Consider the following 23,370-nt stretch of genomic DNA (forward strand, 5'->3'; position numbering starts at 1 on the left):
GACGTGCCGCCAAGCATGCCGATGCACCCGCCGCCCTGGCCGAGCGTGCCGTAACGATCCCCACGCGCCGGTGCAGCACTGCCTGAATCCGCTTCCCCACGCCCGACAGGACTTCCCGATGCCTACACGCTTTCGCCGAGCCGCCCGCGCGATCGCGGCATGCGCCGCCCTCGCGGGCATGCTGCCGCACGCCGCGTTCGCGCTGACGGCGGCCGATACCGCCGCGCTCGCCGGCGACGACTTCGACGCGAAGACGACCGCGATCGAACGGCTCGCCGCCGACACCGATCCGCGCGCCGTTGCGGTGCTCAACGCGCTGTCGAGCGGCGATGCGCTCGCGACCGGCGACGGCCGCCTGCTGATCCAGGCCGGCGACACCGCGCACGACGCGCTCACGCAGGCCGCGACGCCGGCCGGCGACGCGCAGCCGGTGATGCTGAACAACCTGCTGCGCACGAAGATCGCCGGCGCGCTGTCGGGCCTCGCGCTCGCGTCGCCCGACGTGGCCGCGCGACGCGACGCGATCGACGCACTGCTGAAATCGCCCGACCCCGCACTCAAGCCGATGATCGACCGCGCCCGTGCCAAGGAAACCGATCCGTCATTGAAACGTCGTCTCGACGCGCTGTGGGCGATCGCCGCGCTGCATGACGCCGATCCGGCGAAGCGTCTCGAAGCCGTGCAAGTGGTGGCCGCCCGCAGCGATCTCGACATGATCGAACCACTGCGCCCGCTCGTCGCGAAGAGCGCCGACGGTAGCTACGCGGAACCCGATGCGCGCGTGCGCGCCGCCGCGCAACAAGGGCTCGACGCGCTCCATGCGCTGCAGCGCCGCGGGGAAATCGTCGGCACGTTGTTCGCGGGCCTGTCGCTCGGCAGCGTGCTGCTGCTCGCCGCGCTCGGCCTCGCGATCACGTACGGGCTGATCGGCGTGATCAACATGGCGCACGGCGAATTCCTGATGATCGGTGCGTACGCAACCTATGTCGTGCAGACGCTGATCCAGCGCTACGCGCCGGCCGCATTCGACTGGTATCCGCTCGTCGCCGTGCCCGTTTCGTTCGCGGTGGCCGCGCTCGTCGGCATCGTGCTCGAGCGGCTCGTGCTGCGGCACCTGTACGGCCGCCCCCTCGAAACGCTGCTCGCGACCTTCGGCGTGAGCCTGATCCTGATCCAGGCCACGCGCATGGTGTTCGGCGCGCAGAACGTGCAGGTCGTGAACCCATCGTGGATGAGCGGCGGCGTGACGGTGATGCAGAGCCTGATCCTGCCGTACAACCGGCTCGCGATCCTCGCGTTCGCACTCGCCGTGGTGTTCGTTGCGTGGGCCGTGCTGACGAAGACGCGGCTCGGCCTGTTCGTGCGCGCGGTCACGCAGAACCGCCGGATGGCAGCCTGCGTCGGCGTGAAGACCGCACGCGTCGACGCGTATGCGTTCGCGTTCGGCGCGGGCATCGCGGGCCTCGGCGGCTGCGCGCTGTCGCAGATCGGCAACGTGGGCCCCGATCTCGGCCAGAACTACATCATCGATTCGTTCATGGCGGTCGTGCTCGGCGGCGTCGGGCAGATCGCCGGCACCGTGCTCGGCGGCTTCGGGCTCGGCCTCGCGAGCAAGGCGATCGAACCGTTCTGGGGCGCCGTGCTCGCGAAGATCGCGGTGCTCGTGATGATCGTGCTGTTCATCCAGAAACGCCCGCAGGGCATGTTCGCCCCGAAGGGCCGCAGCGCGGAGGCTTGACGTGACTTCATTCACCGATTCGATCTCGAACCCGGTCGCCGATACGTCGAAGCCCGCCGCCGGCGTGCGCGCGGCCGACGGTTTCGCGCTCGGCCTGCCGCCCCGCCCTGCGCTGCTGTCGCGTCGCGCGTGGCTCGCGCTCATCGCGCTGTGCGTGGCGATCGGCATCGGCGTGCCGCTCGCCGCGCTCGTCGCGCCGGAAGCCAGCGCGTTCCACCTGTCCGCGTACACGATGACGCTCGCCGGCAAGCTGATGTGCTACGCGATCGCCGCGCTCGCGCTCGATCTCGTGTGGGGCTACTGCGGCATCCTGAGCCTCGGCCACGGATTGTTCTTCGCGCTCGGCGGCTATGCGATCGGCATGTACCTGATGCGCGAGATCGGCCGCGACGGCAAATACGGCAGCGACCTGCCCGATTTCATGGTGTTTCTCGACTGGCACCAGTTGCCGTGGTACTGGAGCGGCACGCAGCATCTCGCGTGGGCGCTCGCGCTCGTCGTGCTCGTGCCGGCCGTGCTCGCGTGGGTGTTCGGCTTCTTCACGTTCCGCTCGCGCGTGAAAGGCGTGTACCTGTCGATCATCACGCAGGCGCTGACGTTCGCCGCGATGCTGCTGTTCTATCGCAACGAGACGGGCTTCGGCGGCAACAACGGCTTCACCGATTTCAAGCGCATCGCCAGCTTCGCGATCACGTCGCCGGGCACGCGCACGGTGCTGTTGCTGCTGACGTTCGCAACGCTCGTGCTCGCGTTCATCGCCGCGCGCGCGATCGTCACGAGCAAGCTCGGGCGCGTGGTGACCGCGGTGCGCGACGGCGAGACGCGGCTGATGTTCCTCGGCTACAGCCCGCTCGCGTACAAGCTGTTCGTGTGGACCGTGTCGGCCGTGCTGTGCGGCATCGCCGGCGCGCTGTACGTGCCGCAGGTCGGCATCATCAATCCCGGCGAGATGTCGCCGGGCAACTCGATCGAAATGGCGATCTGGGTCGCGGTGGGCGGGCGCGGCACGCTGATCGGACCGATCGTCGGCGCGTTCGCGGTGAACGGTGCGAAGAGTTTCTTCACCGCGTACTTCGCCGAATACTGGCTGTTCTTCCTCGGCCTGATCTTCGTGCTCGTGCCGCTGCTGCTGCCGCGCGGAATCATGGGCCTCGTCGAAACCGTGCTCGCGAAGGGGAAACGTGCATGAACGGAACGGCTCTCTACCAGTTCACGCCGCCGCCGGAAGACGAATTGCTCGCCGTCAGCGGCACGGCTTCGATGGGTCGCGTCGTGCCGCCCGGTATCGACACGTCGCACGGCACGATCCTCTATCTCGAGGATATCGAGGTGAGCTTCGACGGCTTTCGTGCGCTGAAGAAGCTGTCGCTCGCGATCGACGCGGGCGAGCTGCGCTGCGTGATCGGCCCGAACGGCGCGGGCAAGACGACGATGATGGACGTGATCACCGGCAAGACGCGGCCCGATGCGGGCAACGTGTTTCTCGGCCAGACGATCGACCTCGCGCGGATGAGCGAGCCCGAGATCGCGCGTGCGGGCATCGGTCGCAAGTTTCAGAAGCCGACCGTATTCGAACAGCATCCGGTGTGGGAAAACCTCGAACTCGCGATGCAGACCGACAAGGGCTGGCTCGCGTCGCTGCGCGCGCGGCTCGACCGCACCGCTCAGGCGAAGATCGAGGAGACGCTCGCGCTGATCGGCCTCGAAAGCCATGCGTATCGCGCGGCCGGCGAGCTGTCGCACGGGCAGAAGCAGCGGCTCGAAATCGGCATGCTGCTGATGCAGCGCCCCGCGCTGCTGCTGCTCGACGAGCCGGCGGCCGGGATGACCGACCACGAGACGATGGAACTCGCCGAGTTGCTGAACACGCTGCGCGGCACCTGCTCGATGATGGTCGTCGAGCACGACATGGAATTCGTCGCGGCGCTCGCGGGCGACACGGGCCGCGTGACGGTGATGGCCGAAGGCGCGGTGCTCGCGCACGGCACGCTCGACCAGGTCAAGCGCGACGACGCGGTGATCGAGTCTTACCTCGGACGATGATGCGATGCTGAAAATCGATGCACTGAACCAGTACTACGGCGGCAGCCATATCCTGCGCAACGTGAACCTTTCCGCCGACGACGGCAAGCTCACCGTGCTGCTCGGCCGCAACGGCGTCGGCAAGAGCACGCTGCTGCGCTGCCTGATGGGGGTGGTCGCCGCGAAGAGCGGCAGCGTGTCGTGGCACGGCACCGCGCTCGGCGCGCTGCCGCCGTATGCGCGTGTCGCGGCGGGGCTCGCGTACGTACCGCAGGGCCGCGACATCTTTCCGCGGCTGACCGTCGAGGAGAACCTGCTCGTCGGCGCGGCGAGCCGCAAGGCGCCGTCGAAGGTGCCCGACCGTATCTACGACCTGTTCCCGGTGCTGAAGGACATGCGCGCGCGGCGCGGCGGCGACCTGTCGGGCGGCCAGCAGCAGCAGCTCGCGATCGGCCGCGCGTTGATGAGCGAGCCGCAGTTGCTGATCCTCGACGAGCCGACCGAAGGCATTCAGCCGTCGATCATCCAGGACATCGGCCGCACGCTGCGGCAACTCGTCGACGAATCGAAGATGACGGTGTTGCTCGTCGAGCAGTATTACGATTTCGCGCGCTCGATCGCCGATCGCTACTGGGTGATGAGCCGCGGCGAGATCATCGCGGGGGGCGATGCGCGCGACATGGAAACGAACGGCGTGCGCGAGCTGATCGCGGTGTGACACGCGGCACGGCGGTAGGCACGGCGGTAGGCACCGGGGTAGGCACGGTGGATGACAAAGCAGGTGACACGGGCGGCCGGCTCGCGAAGCGTCCGCACGCGGCGCTTTCAGCAAACGCGGCATCTGCATTATTGTTCCGGTAGCATCCACGTTCTTCGCGCTCGTTTCTTTCGTTTCCCGTTCGCCGCCGATGTCCGCCCCCGATTCGCATGCCCCGCTGTCCCGCCCCGCCGTCGCCAAGTCGTGGCGCGGCCGCCTCGAACTCGGCTTCGAGCGGCACGGCCCGCGCACGACACTGGCGCACCGCCTGCACGACGGCCCGTTGCGCGTGCAGCGGCCGCTGTACCCGGAAGGCGACGCGATCTGCCACGCGGTGATCGTCCACCCGCCGGGCGGCGTCGCGGGCGGCGACCGGCTCGACATCGATATCGCGCTCGGCGACGGCACGCACGCGGTGCTGACGACGCCCGGCGCGACCAAGTGGTACAAGTCGAACGGCCTCGATGCGACGCAGCGGATCGACATCGCGCTCGGCCGCGACGCGAAGCTCGACTGGCTGCCGCAGAACAACCTGTTCTTCGACTCGGCGCATGCGTCACTCGACTTCACGGTGACGCTCGGCGCAGGCGCTAGCGCGATCGGCTGGGACGCGACCCAGCTCGGCCGGCAAGCGGCCGGCGAAACTTGGTCGGCGGGCCGGATCGTATCGACCGCCGCGCTCGTCGATGCCGATGGCCGGCCGCTTTGGACCGAACGCGCGCGGCTCGACGCGCCCGATCCGCTGCGCGGCGCGCTGCAGGGCCTCGCAGGTTTTCCCGCCTACGGCACGCTGTGGGCCGCCGGCGCCGCATGCGACGCCGCGCTCGCCGAATCGCTCGCCGCGCGGATGCCGTTCGACGACACGCTGCGCGCGGGCGCGACCTGCGTGACGCCCGGCGTCGTGCTCGTGCGTGCGTTGTCGACGTCGATGGAAGCGCTGCAGCGCCACTTCACCGACTGCTGGCTGCAGTTGCGGCCGATCGTGCACGGCGTCGACGCACGGCCGCTGCGCCTCTGGCAAACCTGAGCACGCTCGCGCCGCGCACCGTTTCGGCGCATTCCCACATGGGGCGCCGCACGTTATCCATGCATCGCGCACCACGAATGCGCATCGCACCGCCTTCCATGCACATGGCACGCGCCTTGCTGCTTACATAAGCGATACACGGCGCGCGCCAGACAGCGTGATGCTACGATGACCCGCACATCCGCCCGGTTACGGGTGCACCGATAAAAATTACGTTTTCCTGAACGTTTGCCTTCATGAAACTGACTCCCCGAGAAAAGGACAAGCTGCTGATCTTCACGGCGGCGCTGCTGGCCGAACGCCGTCGCGCGCGCGGCCTGAAGCTCAACTATCCGGAGGCGGTCGCGTTCATCACCGCCGCGCTGATGGAAGCCGCGCGCGACGGCAGGACGGTTGCCGAGGTGATGCACTACGGCACGACGCTGCTCACGCGCGACGACGTGATGGACGGCGTGCCGGAGATGATTCCCGACATCCAGGTCGAAGCGACCTTCCCCGACGGCACGAAGCTCGTGACCGTCCACCACCCGATTCCGTGAGGCCACGCATGATCCCCGGCGAAATCCTCACCGACGACGGCGAGCACGAACTGAACGCGGGCCGCGAAACAGTGACGCTCGTCGTCGCGAACACCGGCGACCGCCCGGTGCAGGTCGGCTCGCATTACCACTTCTTCGAAGTCAACGACGCACTGTCGTTCGACCGCGCGGCCGCGCGCGGCTTCCGGCTCAACATCGCGGCCGGCACGGCCGTGCGCTTCGAGCCGGGCCAGACGCGCACCGTCGAGCTCGTCGCCCTCGCGGGCGAGCGCGCCGTCTACGGTTTTCAGGGCAAGGTGATGGGGCCGCTCTGAGCGACGCCTCACGTCCGTCTCTTCAGGAACAGCACGACATGACACTACGCTTGAGCCGCCGCGCGTACGCGGAAATGTTCGGGCCGACGACGGGCGACCGCGTCCGGCTCGCCGATACCGAACTGCTGATCGAGATCGAGCGCGACTTCACGACCTACGGCGAGGAAGTGAAATTCGGCGGCGGGAAAGTGATTCGCGACGGGATGGGCCAGTCGCAGCGGGTGTCTGCCGAGGTGCCCGATACGGTGATCACGAACGCGGTGATCCTCGATCACTGGGGCATCGTGAAGGCCGACATCGCGATCAAGCACGGCCGCATCGCCGCGATCGGCAAGGCCGGCAACCCGGACATCCAGCCGGGCGTGACGATCGCGATCGGCGCTGCGACCGAAGTGATCGCCGGCGAAGGGCTGATCGTGACGGCGGGCGGCATCGATACGCACATCCACTTCATCAGCCCGCAGCAGATCGACGAGGCGCTCGCATCGGGCGTCACGACGATGCTCGGCGGCGGCACGGGGCCGGCCACCGGCACCAACGCGACGACCTGCACGCCGGGCCCGTGGCACATGGAGCGGATGCTGCAGGCCGCGGACGGCTGGCCGATCAACCTCGGCTTTCTCGGCAAGGGCAATGCGAGCCTGCCGCAGCCGCTCGTCGAGCAGATCGCGGCCGGCGCGATCGGGCTGAAGCTGCACGAGGACTGGGGCACGACGCCCGCCGCGATCGACAACTGTCTTTCCGTGGCGGACGACACCGATACGCAGGTGGCGATCCACACCGACACGCTGAACGAAGCCGGTTTCGTCGAATCGACGGTCGCCGCGTTCAAGGGCCGCACGATCCACACGTACCACACCGAAGGCGCGGGCGGCGGCCATGCACCCGACATCCTGAAGGTGTGCGGCGAGGCGAACGTGCTGCCGTCGTCGACCAACCCGACGCGCCCGTACACGATCAACACGCTCGACGAGCACCTCGACATGCTGATGGTGTGCCATCACCTCGATCCGTCGATCGCGGAGGATCTCGCGTTCGCCGAATCGCGCATTCGCCGCGAGACGATCGCGGCCGAGGACATCCTGCACGATCTCGGCGCGCTGTCGATGCTGTCGTCCGATTCGCAGGCGATGGGCCGCGTCGGCGAAGTGATCATCCGCACGTGGCAGACCGCGCACAAGATGAAGGTGCAGCGCGGCGCGCTGCCGGAAGACGGTGCGCGCAACGACAACTTCCGCGCGAAGCGCTACGTCGCGAAGTACACGATCAACCCGGCGCTCACGCACGGCATCGCGCACGAAGTCGGCTCGATCGAGCCCGGCAAGTGGGCCGACCTCGTGCTGTGGGAACCGGCGTTCTTCGGGATCAAGCCGTCGATGATCCTGAAGGGCGGGATGATCGCCGTCGCGCAGATGGGCGACCCGAACGCATCGATCCCGACGCCGCAGCCGGTTCACTATCGCGAGATGTTCGCGACGCGCGGCGGTGCGCTCGCGCGCACGTCGCTGACCTTCGTGTCGCAGATGGCGGCCGATGCGGGCATCGCGGAACGCTACGGCCTCTCGAAGCAAATCGTGCCCGTGCGCAACTGCCGCAACGTGACGAAAGCCGACATGATCCACAACGCCTGGCGTCCGTCGATCAGCGTCGATCCGGAAACCTACGACGTGATCGCCGACGGCCAGTTGCTCACCTGCGAACCGGCAACGGTGCTGCCGATGGCGCAGCGCTACTTCCTGTTCTGATTCGGAATCCTTCGTTTCATGCGCACCCTCGACAAACGCATTGCCCCGAACGTGAAACTCGCCGCGTCGCTCGTCGCACGCGCGCCGACGCTCACGCTCGCCTATGACGCCCGCTGCAAGAGCCGCCTCGCGGCGACGCTCGACACCGGCGAGGACGTCGCGGTCCTGCTGCCGCGCGGCACCGTGCTGCGCGACGGCGACGTGCTCGTCGCCGACGACGGCGCGCTCGTGCGCATCGCCGCGGCGCCCGAAACCGTGCTGCTCGTGCGCGCGGCCGACCCGCTCACGCTGATGCGCGCCGCGTACCATCTCGGCAACCGCCACACGCCGGTCGAGATCGGCGACGGCTACCTGAAGCTCGAGGCCGATCCGGTGCTCGCGGACATGCTGCGCCGGCTCGGCACGCAGGTCGAAGAGGCACGCGCGCCGTTCCAGCCGGAAGCCGGCGCGTACGGCGGCGGCCACAAGCACGGGCACGACGCGACGTTCGCCGAGGACTACGCGCTCGCGCAGCAGGTGTTCGGCGAACACCACGGGCATTCGCATTCGCACGATCACGATCACGATCACGATCACGATCACGATCATCAGCATGGTCCGGGATGCACGCACGGCCACGGCCATGACCACCACTGAACTCGTCGCGCTGCTGCACCTGGCGTCGCCCGCGCTGCCGATCGGCGCGTACAGCTATTCGCAGGGCCTCGAAGCCGCGCTCGACGCGAACCTGATCCGCGATGCCGATTCCGCGCGCGATTGGATCGCCAGCGGCCTGACCGACGTGCTCGCGCACGGCGAATTGCCGTTCCTCGCGCACCAGCTCGCCCGCTGGCAGACGCACGACGCGCACGCGCTCGCCGCCGAAAACGCCTGGTTCGTCGCGAGCCGGGAATCGGCCGAACTGCGCCGCGAAACCGAACAGATGGGCTGGTCGCTCGCGCAACTCTGCGCGTCGCTCGAATGGGGCGACGCCGCACGCCGCGCGACGCTCGCGTCGCTATCGCCGGTCGCGCTGCCGACCGTGTTCGCGTATGCAGCCGCCGCGCACGACGCGAGCGCCGACGCGACGCTCGCCGCGTACGCATTCGGCTGGGTCGAGAACCAGACGTCCGCCGCGCTGAAGGCCGTGCCGCTCGGCCAGCTCGCCGGGCAACGCATCATCGTCGCGCTGCGCGGCGCGATCGACGCCGCCGTGCGCCGCGCGCTCGCGACGCCGCCCGACGCCGTCAACACGTTCGCGCCGCAGCTCGGCATCCTGTCCGCGCGGCACGAAACCCAGTATTCGCGGTTGTTCCGCTCCTGAACCTCATCGCCAGACCATGAACGCACCTGCCCTCTCCTCCGCCCGCCGCACGAAGAAACTGCCGCCGCTGCGCGTCGGCATCGGCGGCCCCGTCGGCTCCGGCAAGACCACGCTGCTCGAAATGCTGTGCAAGGCGATGCGCGACCGGTACGACCTCGTCGCGATCACGAACGACATCTATACGAAGGAAGATCAGCGGCTGCTGACGGTCGCGGGTGCGCTGCCCGAGGAACGCATCATGGGTGTCGAGACGGGCGGCTGCCCGCACACGGCGATCCGCGAGGATGCGTCGATCAACCTCGAAGCCGTCGACCGGATGCTCGCGCGCTTTCCCGATGCCGACATCGTGTTCATCGAGTCGGGCGGCGACAATCTCGCGGCAACCTTCAGCCCCGAGCTGTCGGACCTGACGATCTACGTGATCGACGTCGCCGGCGGCGAGAAGATTCCGCGCAAGGGCGGCCCCGGCATCACGAAGTCCGACCTGCTCGTGATCAACAAGACCGACCTCGCGCCGCTGGTCGGCGCGAACCTCGATGTGATGGCGTCCGACACGAAGAAGATGCGCGGCGAGCGGCCTTACGTGATGACGAACCTGAAGGCGCTCGACGGCGTCGCGGACGTGATCGCATTCATCGAGAAGAAGGGCCTGCTGACGGTGTGAATGGCGTGGCGGCGCCCTGCGACGCCGCCACGCGTGTTCGGGCGGCATCGCGCCGCCCGTCTATGCGTCGTCTATGCGTCGTCGGCAGCGTCCGGCAACGCACGCGCGCCGGCCTCGGCGGGCGGCAACAGCGCGGCGAGCACGTCGACCGTGCGCGCGGTCGCGCCGCGGTGACGCGACGCGAAGGCCGCACCGGCCGCACCCATCGCGATGCGCCGCGCCTTGTCGGCGAACAGCGCGTCGAGCACGTGCGCGAGATCGAGCGGATCCTCGACCTGCATCGCGGCGCCTGCCGCGACCGCATCGGCGGTCGCCTGCGTGAAGTTGAACACGTGCGGCCCGATCAGCACCGGCACGCCGACCGCGCATGCCTCGATCAGGTTCTGCCCGCCGAGCGGCAGCAAGCTGCCGCCGATGAACGCGATATCGGCCGCCGCGTAGTACGCGCCGAGCTCGCCCATCGAATCACCGAGCAACACCGTCACGTCGTCCGACAGCGGCTCGGCGGCCGGGCGGCCCGCCGCGAGCGCGGCCGCATCGGCGGCCCAGACGGAGCGTCGCACGCACTTGAGCCCGCCGCGCGCGACGAGCGCCTCGACTTCGGCGAAGCGCTGCGGATGACGCGGCACGAGCACCAGCAGCGCGCCGGGCGTGCGCATTTCCGCGAACGCCTGCAGCACCAGCGCCTCTTCGTTCTCGCGCGTGCTGGCGGCGACCCACACCGGCCGCGCGCCGATCGCATCGCGCCACGCATGGCCGCGCGCCGCGAGTTCCGGCGGCGTCGTCATGTCGAACTTCAGGTTGCCGAGCACGGTCACGTTGCGTGCGCCGAGCGTGGTCAGCCGCTCCGCATCGGCCGGGCTCTGCGCGAGCACGCGCGAGAAGCCGCCGAACACGTCGCGCGTCGCCGCGCCGAACTTCGCCGCGCGCCGGAACGAACGCGCGGACATCCGCGCATTGGTCAGCACGAGCGGCACGTCCGCGCGGCGGCACTCGTCGATCAGCGTCGGCCACACCTCGGTTTCCATCACGAGGCCGAGCGTCGGCCGCCATGCGTGCAGAAAGCGCCGCACCGCGCCCGGCATGTCGTACGGCAGGTAGCAGCGCAGCACGCGATCGCCGAAGATCTGTTCGCCGGTCGCACGGCCGCTCGGCGTCATGTGCGTGAGCAGGATGCGCGCATCGGGGCGCGCGCGCAGCAGCGCATCGATCAGCGGCTGCGCGGCGCGCGTCTCGCCGACCGACACCGCATGCACCCAGATCAGCGGCGCGCGGTCGTCGCGCGAGCGGCCCGCGACGTGACCGAAGCGCTCGCCGATATGTTCGCGATAGCCGCGCTCCTTGCGTGAGCGCACGTAGAGCCGGATGACAGCGGCCGGCGCGACGAGCCACCACAGCGCGCGATAGATCGCCCTCAGCATGCGGCCGCCCGGAGGTTGCGTCGAAGCAGGTGCGCGCTCAAACCAGCGCCCTGCCCGTCAGGCGCTCGAGAATGCCGAGCGGCGCGCATTCGCGGCGAACCATCGCATCGACCGGCAGGAAGAAGGTCTGCTCGAGCATGAACTGGCCGGACATCACAGCGTGCGAAGTCTGATCCGAGAAACATATCCACACGCTGCCCGGCGGAAACGGCATCGTTTGCTGTGGACAAGTCTTCTGGTAGTCGAGATCGGCCTTCATCCCGTCGTGCAGGTTCAGCATCAGGTGGTCGTACGCGCTGCGCGGCGATTTCGTCACGTGCAGCAGGTTCAGCAGCCACGCCGAGCCCGGGAACTGCGGCCGGATCGTCGGCAGGAAACGCTTCGCGACGTCCTCGAACGGCTCGCCGACACGCCACACGCGCGGTACGCCGGCCGGATTCACGTTCGTGAACACGCGCAGGATGCGCTCTCCGTAGTTCGGCCGCGACGGGAACGCGTCGACGTGCAGCCGGCTGTCGTCCTTGCGCCACGACGTCTGGCGCGTCTCGACCTGCATCAGCCGCAGGCTCGTCGGCGCGACGCGCAGCTTGCCGCGGTATTCGGGAAAAAGGCCGTCGACGAGCGTGCCGGCCTGCTGCTGGAAGCGCGCGACCAGCGCGCGCACGGCCGATTGCGTGACGCTGTCGCCGAGCACGCCGGCGAGCGCGCCGCCGTTCGGCGCGAGGCTGATGTTCTTGCGTTTCGGATCGGCGAGCGCCGGATCGAGCAGCGCTTCCTCGCCGCCTTCGATCGCGAAGCGCAGGTGCGGAAAATACAGCACCTTGCCTTCCTCGACCGCGGCCAGCAACTGCTCGCGCGGCGCCGACAGGTTGTGTCCGCTCCAGTCGGCGGACGGGACTTCGATGATCTGGGATTCGCTCATGATCGGTTCGCGTGTGGACAGCGTTACAGGAGACCGAAGCCCGCGAGCGCCGACTTCACCTGCGCGATCGACGGGGGCTGCCCCGCCGTGCCGAGATTGACGACGTTCGGCGACCAGTAGCCGCCGGTCCGCCAGGCCGTCGCGAAATTGTACAGTTCGATCGTCGGACGCTTCAGCGCGGCCGCGATGTGAACCAGACCTGTATCAACCCCCACCGTCGCGGCGGCGCCGTCGATCAGCCCGACCACGGCCGGCAGCGACAGCTTCGGCGGCACGATCGCCGCCGCGCCGAATTCCTTCGCGAGCCGCTCGCTGGTCGCCCGTTCCGCATCGTTGCCCCACGGCAGCACGAGCGACGCCCCGCGCCGCACGAGCGCCTGGCCGAGCTCGATCCAGGCGGCGTCCGGCCACTGCTTGTCGGCGCGCGACGTCGCATGCACGAACACGACGTACGGCACCGGCAGGTTCAGACCGAGCGCGGCCACCGCGAGCGCCGCCGCACGCGTGTCGAGGCCGAATTCGACCGGATCGGCCGGGGTCGGCGCCGGGTCGTCCAGCGCGGCCGCGACGAGCTGGCGCGAGCGCTCGACGACGTGCGTGCGCGGCGCGATCGGCACGCGCTTGCGGTAGAAGAAACGCACCGGCCATTCGTAGCCGGCGCCGTCGGTGCGGTTGCCGAGCCCGACGAGCGGGCCGCGCGCCCAGCTCGCGACCCACGCCGTCTTGATGAGGCCCTGGCAGTCGATCACGAGGTCGTACTGCTCGGCCGCGAGGCGCCGACGGAATGCGCGAATTTCGCGCCACGTCGCGCCCGAGAACGGCTTCTTGCGCCAGCGGCGCAGCGAGAACGGCAGCACGTTGCGCACGCCGTCGACGAGCCGCACGAGGTCGACGAAGCTTTCCTCGACGAGCCAGTCGATCTGCGCATCGGGGTGGCGGCGCCGGATATCGGCGATCACCGGCATGTTGTGCACGACGTCGCCCAGCGACGACACGCGCACGATCAGGATCTTTTGCACGCTGAAAAAACGCCGGCTGGCAGCCGGCGACAGACATAAAGGAGGGATTTTATCCCGCCCGGAGGGCCGGACAGACAAAAAGCGGCCGCGCGCCTGAGGCGCGCGCCGCTTTTCGGGGATGGCGCGACCGGTGTATCGGCCGTCGCGCCGTAGGCGGCTCACCGGCCGCCGGCGCTCAGAACGGCAGCTTGACGTCCGGCTTCGCGGCCGTCAGCACGCGGCGGAAGTCTTCCTGGATGCGCTTGAGCCCTTCCTGCGTCTCGGCCTCGAAACGCATCACGACGACCGGCGTCGTGTTCGACGAACGCGCGAGGCCGAAGCCGTCCGGATACTCGACACGCAGGCCGTCGATCGTCACGACTTCCTCGGCGCCGTCGAACTTCGCCTCTTTCTGAAGCTTGTCGATCAGGCGGAAATTCTCGCCTTCGTCGAGCCAGAGCTGCAGTTCGGGCGTGCTCATCGCGTCCGGCAGGCCGTTGAGCAGCGCGCTCGGATCGGCCGTCTTCGCGAGGATCTCGAGCAGCCGTGCGCCGGTGTACAGGCCGTCGTCGAAGCCGTACCAGCGATCCTTGAAGAATACGTGGCCACTCATTTCGCCGGCGAGCGGCGCACCCGTCTCGCGCAGCTTCGCCTTCACGAGCGAGTGGCCCGTCTTCCACATCAGCGGCTCGCCGCCCTTCGACTTCACCCACTGCGCGAGGTGGCGCGTGCACTTCACGTCGTAGATGATCTGGGCGCCCGGGTTGCGCGACAGCACTTCTTCCGCGAACAGCATCAGCTGGCGGTCCGGATAGATGATCTGGCCGTCCTTCGTGACGACGCCCAGGCGGTCGCCGTCGCCGTCGAACGCGAAGCCGAGCTCCGCATCGGTGTCCTTCAGCGCCTGGATCACGTCCTGCAGGTTTTCCGGGTGAGCGGGATCGGGGTGGTGGTTCGGGAACGTGCCGTCGATGTCGGTGAAGCGCTCGACGAGTTCGCAGCCGAGCGCCTTGAACAGGCGCGTCGCGAGCGGGCCCGCGACGCCGTTGCCGGCGTCGACCACGAGCTTCAGCGGCCGGGCGAGCTTCACGTCGCCGACGATGCGTGCGATGTATTGATCCGCGACGTCGATTTCTTCAAACGTGCCGCTGCCCGTCTCGAACCGCTCGTCGACGATGCGGCGGTACAGCGCCTGGATCTGCTCGCCGTAGATCGCGGCGCCGCGCAGCACCATCTTGAAGCCGTTGTAGTCGGGCGGGTTGTGGCTGCCCGTGACGACGATGCACGAATCGACGCGGCGCTCGCCGCCCTTCAGCGCCAGCGGCACGTTCGCCGCGAAATAACCGACCGGCGTCGGCACCATGCCGACGTCGACGACGTCGACACCGGCCGCACGCAGGCCGTCGGCCAGCGCGCCGACCAGCTCCGGCCCGGACAGGCGGCCGTCGCGCGCGACGACGACCGCATCGCCGCCCTGCGCACGCACTTCGCTGCCGAATGCCCGGCCGATCCCGCGCGCCGTGTCGACGTCGAGTGTCTTGCCGACCACGCCACGAATGTCATATGCCTTGAAGATGGATTGGGAGATCATCGATTCTCTTCTCTCGGTTGCGTGCATGGAAAATTGTCTGGCTTGCGCGGCCACCGCTCGCGGGGGCCGCACACGATACGTGCCTGCCGGCACAACACGGCGAGCAACGGCTGGAGCGGCCGCGATCCCACTTATAATCGCGGGTTTTGATGACGCGCATGTCGCCCATTTTAATGCCTAGCCGTTCCGCCGCCGCCCACCCGCCGTTTCCGGCCGCCCTCCGCGCGCGCCGCCGCTGCCGCGCATGCTGAAGCGCTTCGGCAACCCGGACGTCGCGAAGGCCGTCGCGAACCTCGTCTGGCTGGGGCTCGAACGGCTCACGCAGATCGGCGTCGCGATCGCGATCAGCGGCCTGCTGGCCCGTTATTTCGGGCCAGATGTGTTCGGCAAATGGCAGTATGCGAATACGCTTCTCCTCGTACTGGCGCCGCTCACCTGGGTGTGCGGCGCGGAAATCCTCGTCCCGACCATCGTCCAACGCCCGCCCGCCCAGCTCGGTGCGGTGCTCGGCAGCGCGTTCGTGCTGCGCATCGCCGTGTCGGTCGCCGCGCTCGTCGCGACCTGGCTCGCGATCGCCGCGGGCGCCTTCGACCCGCTGGTCGGCGCGATGCTCGCGGGCCTCGCGGTCACCATGGTGTTCCGCGAGCCGTTCGTCGGCGTGATCAACGCATGGCTGCAGAGCATGACCTACAGCAAGCCGCAGCTCGTCACCAGCATGGTCACCGCGCTCGCCAAGGCGCTGCTCGTCTGGCTGCTGGTGCGCGCGGCCGCCGGCCCCGCCCGCTTCGCGTGGCTGTGGGCGCTGGAAGCCGCCGCGATCGGCTTCGCCCTGCTGCTGTACTACCGCCATCGTAACGGCGGTGCGCTCGGCTGGACGTTCGACACACCGCTGTTCCGGCACTTTGCGACGGCCGGCACCGTGTTCTGGCTCGGTCTCATCTGCATGTACCTGTTCCTGAAGCTCGACCGCCTGATGCTCGAGCGTCACGTGTCGTTCGCCGATCTCGGCCGCTATTCGGCCGCGCAGCAGCTCAACGAGAACTGGATCACGCTCGCGCTGATGCTCGCGCAGACGATCGCGCCAGCCTTCGTCTACCGCGTGCAGGACGTCGCACGGCTGCGCCGCAACATCGTCCGGTTGATCGCGATGACGGCCGGCCTGATGACCGCCGGTGCGCTCGTGCTCGACGCGGCCGCCCCGCTGATCGTCGGCAAGGTGTTCGGCCGCGGCTACGAGGCGTCGGTCGACATCTTCCGCTGGGCCGTCTGGCTGTCCGTGCCGGCCGGCATCGAGGCGATAGGCAATCTTATCGTTCTCAAATATCAAGCAAAATTCGTGTTGCTGACGAAATGGCTGCTCGCGCTGGCGATCGCCGCGCTCGTCAACCTGTTCGCGATCCCGCGGCTCGGCCTGTACGGCGCGCTCGTCGGGCTGGCGGCCGGCTACCTGGCCGCGGCCGCCGTCAACTTTTATTACATCCGTTTCAAGCTGCGAACATGACGCCCCCTGACTGCCCGCCCCCGCTCGACGACGTGGCCGTGCTGATGCCGGCCTACAACGGGCACGACGACGTCGTCCGGACCCTCGCGTCGTTTCGCGAGGATGCGCCCGTGCACGTGCTGATCGTCGACGACGGCAGCACGCCGCCGATCGTCGCGCCCGACTTGCCGGGCCTGTCGATCGACGTCCTGCGCATGCCGCAAAACGGCGGCATCGAACGCGCGCTCGCGGCCGGCATCGACGCGCTCGCGGCGCGCGGTTTCTGCTACGCGGCCCGCATCGATGCGGGCGATCTCGCCGCGCCGCAGCGCCTCGCGAAGGAGCGCGCCTATCTCGGCGCCCACCCGCGCGTGGCCTGCGTCGGCATGTGGACGCAGGTCGTGTCGCGCGCCGGCGAACCGCGCTTCATGTTGACCCCGCCCGCCGATCCGCGCACGCTGCGCCGCACGCGCTTCCTGCGCTCGCCGCTCGTGCATCCGTCGGTCATGTTGCGCATCGACGCCGTGCGCGAAGTGGGCAACTATCGTGCGAAGTACCGCGCGGCCGAGGATCTCGATCTTTTTTTACGGTTAATGCAACGCTACGATTGCGCGAACCTGCCGGAACTCGGCCTGTATTACGAGCTTAACGAGGGCGGGATCAGTGCGACCAAACGCCGGCGCCAGCTGGTGTCGACGCTCACGCTGCTGCTGCGCCACTTCAACGTGCTGAACCCGTACGACTGGGCTGGCCTCGCCAAGAACCTGCTGCATTTCGTGACGCCGTACCGCACGCTGCAGCGGATCAAGCAGACGCTATTCGCCGCGCGGCCGTCCGCTTGAGCGCGGATCCGGCCCCTTCGGCATTTTCGACGCTTTATTTTTTTCTTTTTTCATGTCCGCCACCTCCCCGCTGCGCATCGCGCTCGTCTGCAACACGGCCTGGGCGATCTACACGTACCGCCACGGTTTGATCCGTGCACTCGTCGCGCGCGGCGCCGAGGTCGTCGTGATCGCGCCGCACGACCGCACGGTGCCGTTGCTCGAGCAGATGGGCTGCCGCTACGTGGCGCTCGCCGTCGCGTCGAAAGGCACGAGCCCGCGCGAGGATCTCGGCACGCTCGCCGCGCTGGTGCGCCACTACCGCGCGCTGCGGCCCGATCTCGTGTTCCATTACACGATCAAGCCGAACATCTACGGCTCGGTGGCCGCATGGCTCGCGCGCGTGCCGTCGATCGCGGTGACGACGGGCCTCGGCTACGTGTTCATCCAGAAGAGCCGCGCGGCGAGCGTCGCGAAGCGACTGTACCGGTTCGCGTTCCGCTTCCCGCGTGAAGTGTGGTTCCTGAACCGCGACGATCTCGCGACCTTCACCGACGAGCGCTTGCTCGCGCATCCCGACCGCGCGCGGCTGCTGCACGGCGAAGGCGTCGATCTCGAACAGTTCGCGCCCGTGCCGCTGCCGGCCGGCGACGCGCCCGTCTTCATCCTGATCGGCCGGCTGCTGTGGGACAAGGGCGTGCGCGAATACGTCGAGGCCGCGCGTCTCGTGCGCGAGCGCTTTCCGAACGCGCGCTTCCAGCTGCTCGGGCCGCTCGGCGTCGACAATCCGAGCGCGATCGGTCGCACGGACGTCGATGCGTGGGTCGACGAAGGCATCGTCGAGTATCTCGGCGAAGCGCACGACGTGCGCCCGCACATCGCGGCGGCCGATTGCGTCGTGCTGCCGTCGTACCGCGAAGGCGTGCCACGCACGCTGATGGAGGCATCGGCGATGGGCCGGCCGATCGTGGCGACCGACGTGCCGGGCTGCCGCGACGTCGTCGCCGACGGCGAAACGGGCTTTCTGTGCCGCGTGCGCGACGGCGCGAGCCTCGCCGAACAACTGAATCGCATGATCGCGCTCGGGCCGCAAGGCCGTGCGGCGATGGGCGCACGCGGCCGGCACAAGGTCGCGGCGGAATTCGACGAACAGCAGGTCGTCGAACGCTACCGGGAGACCATCCATTCGTTGACAGGATTCACACTCTAAGGAGCGCAACAGCAATGACCGCTAAAGGCACCATCCTCGTCACCGGCGGTGCGGGCTATATCGGCTCGCACACGGCCGTCGAGCTGCTCGACAACGGCTACGACGTCGTGATCGTCGACAACCTCGTCAACAGCAAGGCCGAGTCCGTGCGACGCATCGAGCGGATCACGGGCAAGACGCCCGCGTTCCACCAGGTCGACGTGTGCGACGAAGCCGCGCTCGCGAAGGTGTTCGACGCGCACCCGATCACAGGCACGATTCACTTCGCGGCGCTCAAGGCCGTCGGCGAATCGGTCGCGAAGCCGCTCGAGTACTACCAGAACAACATCGGCGGCCTGCTCGCCGTGCTCAAGGTCATGCGCGAGCGCAACGTCAGGCAGTTCGTGTTCAGTTCGTCCGCGACCGTGTACGGCGTGCCCGAGCGCTCGCCGATCGACGAATCGTTCCCGCTGTCCGCGACCAACCCGTACGGCCAGTCGAAGCTGATCGCCGAGCAGATCCTGCGCGATCTCGAGGTATCGGACCCGTCGTGGCGGATCGCGACGCTGCGCTACTTCAACCCGGTCGGCGCGCATGCGAGCGGGCTGATCGGCGAGGATCCGGCCGGCATTCCGAACAACCTGATGCCTTACGTCGCGCAGGTCGCGGTCGGCAAGCTGGAGAAGCTGCGCGTATTCGGTTCGGATTACCCGACGCCGGACGGCACGGGCGTGCGCGACTACATCCACGTGGTCGATCTCGCGAAGGGGCACATCGCCGCGCTCGACGCGCTGGCGAAGCGCGACGCGAGCTTCGTCGTGAACCTCGGCACGGGCCAGGGCTACAGCGTGCTGGAAGTCGTGCGTGCGTTCGAGAAGGCGTCTGGCCGCCCGGTGCCGTACGAACTCGTCGCGCGCCGCCCGGGCGATATCGCCGAATGCTATGCGAACCCGCAGGCCGCGGCCGACATCATCGGCTGGCGTGCAACGCTCGGCATCGAGGAAATGTGTGCCGACCACTGGCGATGGCAGGAGGGCAACCCGCGCGGTTTTGTATAATCCGCTGTCCATTTTTCGAGCGATCCCATGCTCAGCTTCGCGTCCGGCTTCATCGTCTCCCTGCTCGTCACGCTGTTCATCGTGCGCTACGCGCACCTTCACGAGAAATTCTCGGTCGACAGCGATCTGGCCGGCGTGCAGAAATTCCACGTGCGGCCCGTGCCGCGGGTCGGGGGCATCGGGATCCTCGCCGGGGTCGTCGTTGCCGCGCTGCTCCTGTCGCGGCGCTACCCGACGATCGCCGGCAGCATTCTCGGGATCGCCGCCTGCGGAATGCCGGCGTTCCTGTCAGGGCTCGTCGAGGACCTGACCAAGCGCGTGTCGCCGCGCGCACGGCTGCTCTGCACGATGGGCGCGGCCGCGCTGGCGTTCTGGCTGATGGGCATCGCCGTCACGCGCATCAGCGTGCCGCCGCTCGATTTCCTGCTCCACTACGTCGCCATCTCGGCGTTCATCACGGTGCTCGCGGTTGCGGCGCTCGCGAACGCGATCAACATCATCGACGGCTTCAACGGGCTCGCGTCGATGGTCAGCTTCATGATGTTCGCGTCGCTCGCGTACGTCGCTTTCCACGTCAACGACCCGGTGGTGATGTCCGCGTCGATCATCATGATGGGCGCGGTGCTCGGGTTCTTCCTGTGGAATTTCCCGGCGGGGCTGATCTTTCTCGGTGACGGCGGCGCGTATTTCATCGGCTTCATGCTGGCCGAGCTTGCGATCATGCTCGTGATGCGTAATCGCGAAGTTTCCGCTTGGTATCCGGTGCTGCTGTTCATGTATCCGATCTTCGAGACCTGCTTCTCGATCTATCGGAAGAAGTTCATCCGCGGGATGTCGCCGGGGATTCCGGACGGTGTGCATCTGCACATGCTCGTGTACAAGCGGTTGATGCGGTGGGCCGTGGGGACGAAGCATGCGCACGATCTGACGCGGCGGAATTCGCTCACTTCGCCTTATCTTTGGCTCCTGTGCCTCGTTGCCGTGATTCCAGCGACACTGTTCTGGCGGCATACCGTGCATCTGTTCGTTTTTGTCGTGCTGTTCGCGCTGACGTATGTGTGGCTTTATCTCAGCATCGTGAGGTTCAGGGCGCCGAGGTGGATGGTGGTGAGGAAGGAGAAGCGGGGGCATTGAGGAGCGGCGGCCAGCGTGTTGCCCGGCTCGTACGGCCCGCCGCCGGTGACGGGGGCCGTACGATATTCGGCCGCGAAGCGACGAGTGAAACTGCTAGGCACCTGCTGTATTCGTGCTCCAGCGCGGCAGTGGCGCATAGATCACGACGTTACCGTCGTCCTGAACATAAGTCGCCGCGCCTGAATTGCCGCTGGTGCCGGAATACCAGAGCGGGACACCCGTCGAACTGTAGACGACCAGATTGCCATCCGCTTGCATCGCCGCGAATGCGCCCGGATGACTATAAGTACCCGAACTCCATTGCGCAACGCCCTGGCGAAGCAGCACGAGATTTCCGTCTCCCTGCATGACCAGCACGTTCGCACCATTGCCTGAAGTAAAACTTTGGCCACTACCGAGGGCAACGCCGCCCTTCCAGACGGCCGGGCCGGTCGTGGAGTTCGCATATTCGCCGGAAGCGGTCGATGTGGCGAATACCGGGACGAACGATCGGTAGATCACCAGGTTGCCGTCGTCCTGCACGGCAAGAAACTGGCTGTAGGACGTGCTGCTGGTCGCCGAGTTCCACAGCGCGTAGCCGCTTGCGCCGTACACCACGAAGTTGCCATCGTCCTGGAAGACAGCGTACGCTCCGGGATTTCCGTAAGTGCCTGAATTCCACACCGCAGCACCATTGGTCGTGTTGTAAAGCACGAGGTTGCCGTCATTCTGCATAACCAACTGATGGCTTCCGGAACCCGAATACACGATTTGCCCCGGCCTGAGCGTCGTACCTTGATTGAGCACACCGCTGTAAATCGCCGTCGGAACACATATCGCGGAATACATCGCGCTGACGTTCGGCGTGCCCCAGCCGGTCACGAAATCCCATCCCGAACCTGCACCGTATGCGCCGTTCGACCCGTACGTGACATCGCGAAAGATCGATGGCGTCGTGGCCTGGGCGCTGTACAGCGTGGGCGCCGCAAAACCGAGTTTCGTCGCGCAGGCCCCCGACAGCATGCGCGCCCAAGTCGCAGCAAACAGCGGCGCGGACAGGCTTGTCCCACCCATTATCACGAGTTGTCCGCCCGCGACGACCGCTTCGCCACTGTTCGGATCGGCGTCGAACGCGATGTCCGGCATGCCGCGAAAAGCGCGCCCCTTGAGCGCCGGAACATTCGACTGCCACGATGGAATCGGCTCGATGCCACTGATACCGCCCCCACTGGAATCCCAGGCCGTCTCGCCTGCGTAGCTGCCGTTCCCGTTCGTATAGAGCGTCGTGCCGCCGACGGCCACCACATACGGTGACGTTGCGGGGTATTGCACCGATGTGCCAGAGCAGCCGTACGCCACGCTGCCTGAATCGCCTGAGCTGACCGAAAAAGTCTGCCCCTGCGCGACGGCGAGTTGGAACAGCGTATCGATGACCGCCGTCGGCGCCCAGTTCTCGCACCCCCCCATCGACATGTTGATGGCCCGAGCGGTGTTGTCGGTCACGGCGCGATTGATCGCAAGCGCTATATCGCTCCAAGCAAACGACCGCGCAACGTAGAAATTGAGTTGCTTGAGGCCACCGGACATCCCGACGATGGTCTGGCTATCGAGCGACCATTCCGTGTCCCCGCTCGTGTCGGTGCCCGGCGTGCCGGCATGGATCACCGAAACGGGTACGGCCGGCAACTGGTTGTTGCTTTCGAACGTCGCCAGGTCGATGACGGACTGTGTCACGTCTCCTTCGGCAATGATGCCGACCGTGGTGTTGCTTGCCGTCGGGGCACTGCCGACGGAATAGATGCGGGGAAAATCCGTCGGATTGTGACCCACCGTGACGGCGGAAGTCGTCGGCGATGCGTTCGCAGTCGGCGCAGCGGCGGCATTGGAAGCGCGTACGAAATTCGGGCGCAGGCGAGTCGCGGTATCGAGTCCTAGAACCCCTTGGACAACACCGCCGATCGCATCGGGCACCTTCTCCGGCGCGGTATTGATATGCGTGCTGGTGCCGTCCGCCATCGCGACCGGTACGAGCGTCGTCTGGAACACGCCCGATATCACGCCGGCCGGGGCATCGGCTTCGACGATCATGTTGTTGTCGGCCACGCTGACGTTCGTGAAGCCCTTACTTGCCAAGTAAGTCTTCACGGTGGCGACCTGGCCTGCGGTGGGCGCGTACTGCGCGGCAATCTGCGCGGACGTCAGCACGGCCCCGAAGCTGGCGCTACCGGGCGTTCGCGCTTGCTGCAGAAATCGGGTCAACCCGGCTTCGTCATTCAGCTTGAGCACCAGCACAACATGGACCGGCGCCGTTGCGCTCATCGGCGCGGCGCTCACCGCGTTGCCTGTGGCTCGCAGCGCCGACAGTTTGCCGGCCTGCGCCGTGGCCACCGGAGGACTTGCGTCGTCGCCGCCGCAGCCTGCAAGCGCGAGCACCATGAGTGCCGCGCCTATTCCCCTGACAAGTTGTTCCGTTCTCATCGAATTGGTATGGACCGTAGAGCCTCGTATTTGGCTTTTCGCCTTTTTTCTTTACGGCAATCGCACGGCTATCTTGAGGAAAACATAGGAAGGAATCGGTTGGTAGTCAAATACTCCGATGTATCGAAGCCGAGCTTCGGGCAGCGCAATTTGCCTCTGCGGTCACGCCCCAATAGACGTCGCACGAGCC

General features: G+C 67.5%; 21 protein-coding genes. 16 read left to right on the forward strand and 5 right to left on the reverse strand.

All coding sequences use genetic code 11. The features are described 5' to 3' along the window. Positions 1-118: 118 nt before the first annotated feature. From urtB to ureG, 11 genes are all read left to right on the forward strand, one after another. A complete protein-coding gene (gene urtB, locus HWX09_RS25500; RefSeq protein ID WP_027783747.1) occupies positions 119-1,738 on the forward strand; it encodes an urea ABC transporter permease subunit UrtB in 1,620 nt (539 codons plus the stop codon). Position 1,739: 1 nt separating this feature from the next. Then, positions 1,740-2,927 (forward strand): urea ABC transporter permease subunit UrtC, encoded by a 1,188-nt coding sequence (gene urtC, locus HWX09_RS25505; RefSeq protein WP_027783746.1) that lies wholly within the window; start codon positions 1,740-1,742, stop codon positions 2,925-2,927. Further along, positions 2,924-3,781, forward strand: coding sequence for an urea ABC transporter ATP-binding protein UrtD (gene urtD / locus HWX09_RS25510; protein ID WP_027783745.1), 858 nt, complete (start codon positions 2,924-2,926; stop codon positions 3,779-3,781). Before urtC ends, urtD begins: the two co-directional genes overlap by 4 nt. A gap of 4 nt (positions 3,782-3,785) precedes the next feature. Next, a complete protein-coding gene (urtE, locus tag HWX09_RS25515; RefSeq protein ID WP_027783744.1) occupies positions 3,786-4,478 on the forward strand; it encodes an urea ABC transporter ATP-binding subunit UrtE in 693 nt (230 codons plus the stop codon). A 190-nt stretch (positions 4,479-4,668) separates the two neighbouring features. Next, a complete protein-coding gene (locus tag HWX09_RS25520; protein WP_027783743.1) occupies positions 4,669-5,544 on the forward strand; it encodes an urease accessory protein UreD in 876 nt (291 codons plus the stop codon). Between the two features lie 236 nt (positions 5,545-5,780). Further along, positions 5,781-6,083 (forward strand): urease subunit gamma, encoded by a 303-nt coding sequence (locus HWX09_RS25525; RefSeq protein ID WP_006491064.1) that lies wholly within the window; start codon positions 5,781-5,783, stop codon positions 6,081-6,083. An 8-nt stretch (positions 6,084-6,091) separates the two neighbouring features. Continuing rightward, the gene (locus tag HWX09_RS25530) at positions 6,092-6,397 is read left to right on the forward strand and encodes an urease subunit beta (protein ID WP_027783742.1); all 306 of its coding nucleotides are present in this window, start codon (positions 6,092-6,094) and stop codon (positions 6,395-6,397) included. 38 nt (positions 6,398-6,435) lie between these two features. Continuing rightward, positions 6,436-8,142, forward strand: a complete 1,707-nt coding sequence (gene ureC, locus HWX09_RS25535) for an urease subunit alpha (protein WP_027783741.1) — start codon at positions 6,436-6,438, stop codon at positions 8,140-8,142. Positions 8,143-8,160: 18 nt separating this feature from the next. Continuing rightward, on the forward strand, positions 8,161-8,778 hold the full coding sequence (gene ureE, locus HWX09_RS25540) for an urease accessory protein UreE (protein WP_027783740.1): 618 nt from the start codon (positions 8,161-8,163) through the stop codon (positions 8,776-8,778). Beyond that, the gene (locus HWX09_RS25545) at positions 8,765-9,445 is read left to right on the forward strand and encodes an urease accessory UreF family protein (RefSeq protein ID WP_027783739.1); all 681 of its coding nucleotides are present in this window, start codon (positions 8,765-8,767) and stop codon (positions 9,443-9,445) included. The genes ureE and HWX09_RS25545 overlap by 14 nt, the downstream gene beginning before the upstream one ends. 16 nt (positions 9,446-9,461) lie before the next feature. Continuing rightward, complete coding sequence (ureG, locus tag HWX09_RS25550; protein ID WP_027783738.1) at positions 9,462-10,109, forward strand: urease accessory protein UreG; 648 nt, start codon at positions 9,462-9,464, stop codon at positions 10,107-10,109. Positions 10,110-10,180: 71 nt separating this feature from the next. Here ureG and waaA read toward each other — a convergent pair whose 3' ends face one another. The 4 genes from waaA to HWX09_RS25570 form a co-directional block, all read right to left on the reverse strand. After that, on the reverse strand, positions 10,181-11,530 hold the full coding sequence (gene waaA / locus HWX09_RS25555; protein WP_027783737.1) for a lipid IV(A) 3-deoxy-D-manno-octulosonic acid transferase: 1,350 nt from the start codon (positions 11,528-11,530) through the stop codon (positions 10,181-10,183). Positions 11,531-11,567: 37 nt separating this feature from the next. Continuing rightward, a complete protein-coding gene (locus HWX09_RS25560) occupies positions 11,568-12,452 on the reverse strand; it encodes a Kdo hydroxylase family protein (RefSeq protein WP_027783736.1) in 885 nt (294 codons plus the stop codon). Between the two features lie 23 nt (positions 12,453-12,475). Further along, complete coding sequence (gene waaC / locus HWX09_RS25565) at positions 12,476-13,471, reverse strand: lipopolysaccharide heptosyltransferase I (RefSeq protein ID WP_027783735.1); 996 nt, start codon at positions 13,469-13,471, stop codon at positions 12,476-12,478. A gap of 175 nt (positions 13,472-13,646) precedes the next feature. Then, positions 13,647-15,041 (reverse strand): phosphomannomutase/phosphoglucomutase, encoded by a 1,395-nt coding sequence (locus tag HWX09_RS25570; protein WP_027783734.1) that lies wholly within the window; start codon positions 15,039-15,041, stop codon positions 13,647-13,649. Positions 15,042-15,285: 244 nt separating this feature from the next. Here HWX09_RS25570 and HWX09_RS25575 point away from each other — a divergent pair, with 244 nt between their 5' ends. Genes HWX09_RS25575 through HWX09_RS25595 form a run of 5 tightly spaced genes read left to right on the forward strand, consistent with a single transcriptional unit; the run spans position 15,286 to position 20,723 of the window. Beyond that, complete coding sequence (locus HWX09_RS25575; RefSeq protein WP_027783733.1) at positions 15,286-16,542, forward strand: oligosaccharide flippase family protein; 1,257 nt, start codon at positions 15,286-15,288, stop codon at positions 16,540-16,542. Then, positions 16,539-17,363, forward strand: a complete 825-nt coding sequence (locus HWX09_RS25580; protein WP_027783732.1) for a glycosyltransferase — start codon at positions 16,539-16,541, stop codon at positions 17,361-17,363. The genes HWX09_RS25575 and HWX09_RS25580 overlap by 4 nt, the downstream gene beginning before the upstream one ends. A 52-nt stretch (positions 17,364-17,415) precedes the next feature. Beyond that, positions 17,416-18,552, forward strand: a complete 1,137-nt coding sequence (locus tag HWX09_RS25585) for a glycosyltransferase family 4 protein (RefSeq protein ID WP_027783731.1) — start codon at positions 17,416-17,418, stop codon at positions 18,550-18,552. A gap of 14 nt (positions 18,553-18,566) precedes the next feature. Then, positions 18,567-19,589 carry a UDP-glucose 4-epimerase GalE gene (gene galE, locus HWX09_RS25590; protein WP_027783730.1) on the forward strand — a complete coding sequence of 341 codons (1,023 nt, stop codon included), beginning with the start codon at positions 18,567-18,569 and terminating at the stop codon, positions 19,587-19,589. Positions 19,590-19,616: 27 nt separating this feature from the next. Then, complete coding sequence (locus HWX09_RS25595) at positions 19,617-20,723, forward strand: glycosyltransferase (protein ID WP_027783729.1); 1,107 nt, start codon at positions 19,617-19,619, stop codon at positions 20,721-20,723. 93 nt (positions 20,724-20,816) lie between these two features. Here HWX09_RS25595 and HWX09_RS25600 read toward each other — a convergent pair whose 3' ends face one another. Continuing rightward, positions 20,817-23,138, reverse strand: coding sequence for a protease pro-enzyme activation domain-containing protein (locus tag HWX09_RS25600; protein WP_027783728.1), 2,322 nt, complete (start codon positions 23,136-23,138; stop codon positions 20,817-20,819). Between the last annotated feature and the right edge of the window lie 232 nt (positions 23,139-23,370).

This window comes from Burkholderia sp. BCC1208, assembly GCF_902833095.1.
In the GTDB taxonomy this organism is placed as follows: Bacteria; Pseudomonadota; Gammaproteobacteria; order Burkholderiales; family Burkholderiaceae; genus Burkholderia.

What these genes read in the sequence shown, in the direction of transcription:
- ureE (WP_027783740.1), top strand. Translation starts at nt 8,161, where the DNA reads ATGCGCACCCTCGACAAACGCATTGCCCCGAACGTGAAACTCGCCGCG.
- HWX09_RS25570 (WP_027783734.1), bottom strand. Translation starts at nt 15,041, where the DNA reads ATGATCTCCCAATCCATCTTCAAGGCATATGACATTCGTGGCGTGGTC.
- urtB (WP_027783747.1), top strand. Translation starts at nt 119, where the DNA reads ATGCCTACACGCTTTCGCCGAGCCGCCCGCGCGATCGCGGCATGCGCC.
- ureG (WP_027783738.1), top strand. Translation starts at nt 9,462, where the DNA reads ATGAACGCACCTGCCCTCTCCTCCGCCCGCCGCACGAAGAAACTGCCG.
- waaA (WP_027783737.1), bottom strand. Translation starts at nt 11,530, where the DNA reads ATGCTGAGGGCGATCTATCGCGCGCTGTGGTGGCTCGTCGCGCCGGCC.
- galE (WP_027783730.1), top strand. Translation starts at nt 18,567, where the DNA reads ATGACCGCTAAAGGCACCATCCTCGTCACCGGCGGTGCGGGCTATATC.
- urtD (WP_027783745.1), top strand. Translation starts at nt 2,924, where the DNA reads ATGAACGGAACGGCTCTCTACCAGTTCACGCCGCCGCCGGAAGACGAA.
- HWX09_RS25520 (WP_027783743.1), top strand. Translation starts at nt 4,669, where the DNA reads ATGTCCGCCCCCGATTCGCATGCCCCGCTGTCCCGCCCCGCCGTCGCC.
- ureC (WP_027783741.1), top strand. Translation starts at nt 6,436, where the DNA reads ATGACACTACGCTTGAGCCGCCGCGCGTACGCGGAAATGTTCGGGCCG.
- HWX09_RS25530 (WP_027783742.1), top strand. Translation starts at nt 6,092, where the DNA reads ATGATCCCCGGCGAAATCCTCACCGACGACGGCGAGCACGAACTGAAC.
- HWX09_RS25580 (WP_027783732.1), top strand. Translation starts at nt 16,539, where the DNA reads ATGACGCCCCCTGACTGCCCGCCCCCGCTCGACGACGTGGCCGTGCTG.
- HWX09_RS25595 (WP_027783729.1), top strand. Translation starts at nt 19,617, where the DNA reads ATGCTCAGCTTCGCGTCCGGCTTCATCGTCTCCCTGCTCGTCACGCTG.
- HWX09_RS25560 (WP_027783736.1), bottom strand. Translation starts at nt 12,452, where the DNA reads ATGAGCGAATCCCAGATCATCGAAGTCCCGTCCGCCGACTGGAGCGGA.
- HWX09_RS25600 (WP_027783728.1), bottom strand. Translation starts at nt 23,138, where the DNA reads ATGGTGCTCGCGCTTGCAGGCTGCGGCGGCGACGACGCAAGTCCTCCG.
- HWX09_RS25545 (WP_027783739.1), top strand. Translation starts at nt 8,765, where the DNA reads ATGACCACCACTGAACTCGTCGCGCTGCTGCACCTGGCGTCGCCCGCG.
- urtE (WP_027783744.1), top strand. Translation starts at nt 3,786, where the DNA reads ATGCTGAAAATCGATGCACTGAACCAGTACTACGGCGGCAGCCATATC.
- HWX09_RS25585 (WP_027783731.1), top strand. Translation starts at nt 17,416, where the DNA reads ATGTCCGCCACCTCCCCGCTGCGCATCGCGCTCGTCTGCAACACGGCC.
- HWX09_RS25575 (WP_027783733.1), top strand. Translation starts at nt 15,286, where the DNA reads ATGCTGAAGCGCTTCGGCAACCCGGACGTCGCGAAGGCCGTCGCGAAC.
- HWX09_RS25525 (WP_006491064.1), top strand. Translation starts at nt 5,781, where the DNA reads ATGAAACTGACTCCCCGAGAAAAGGACAAGCTGCTGATCTTCACGGCG.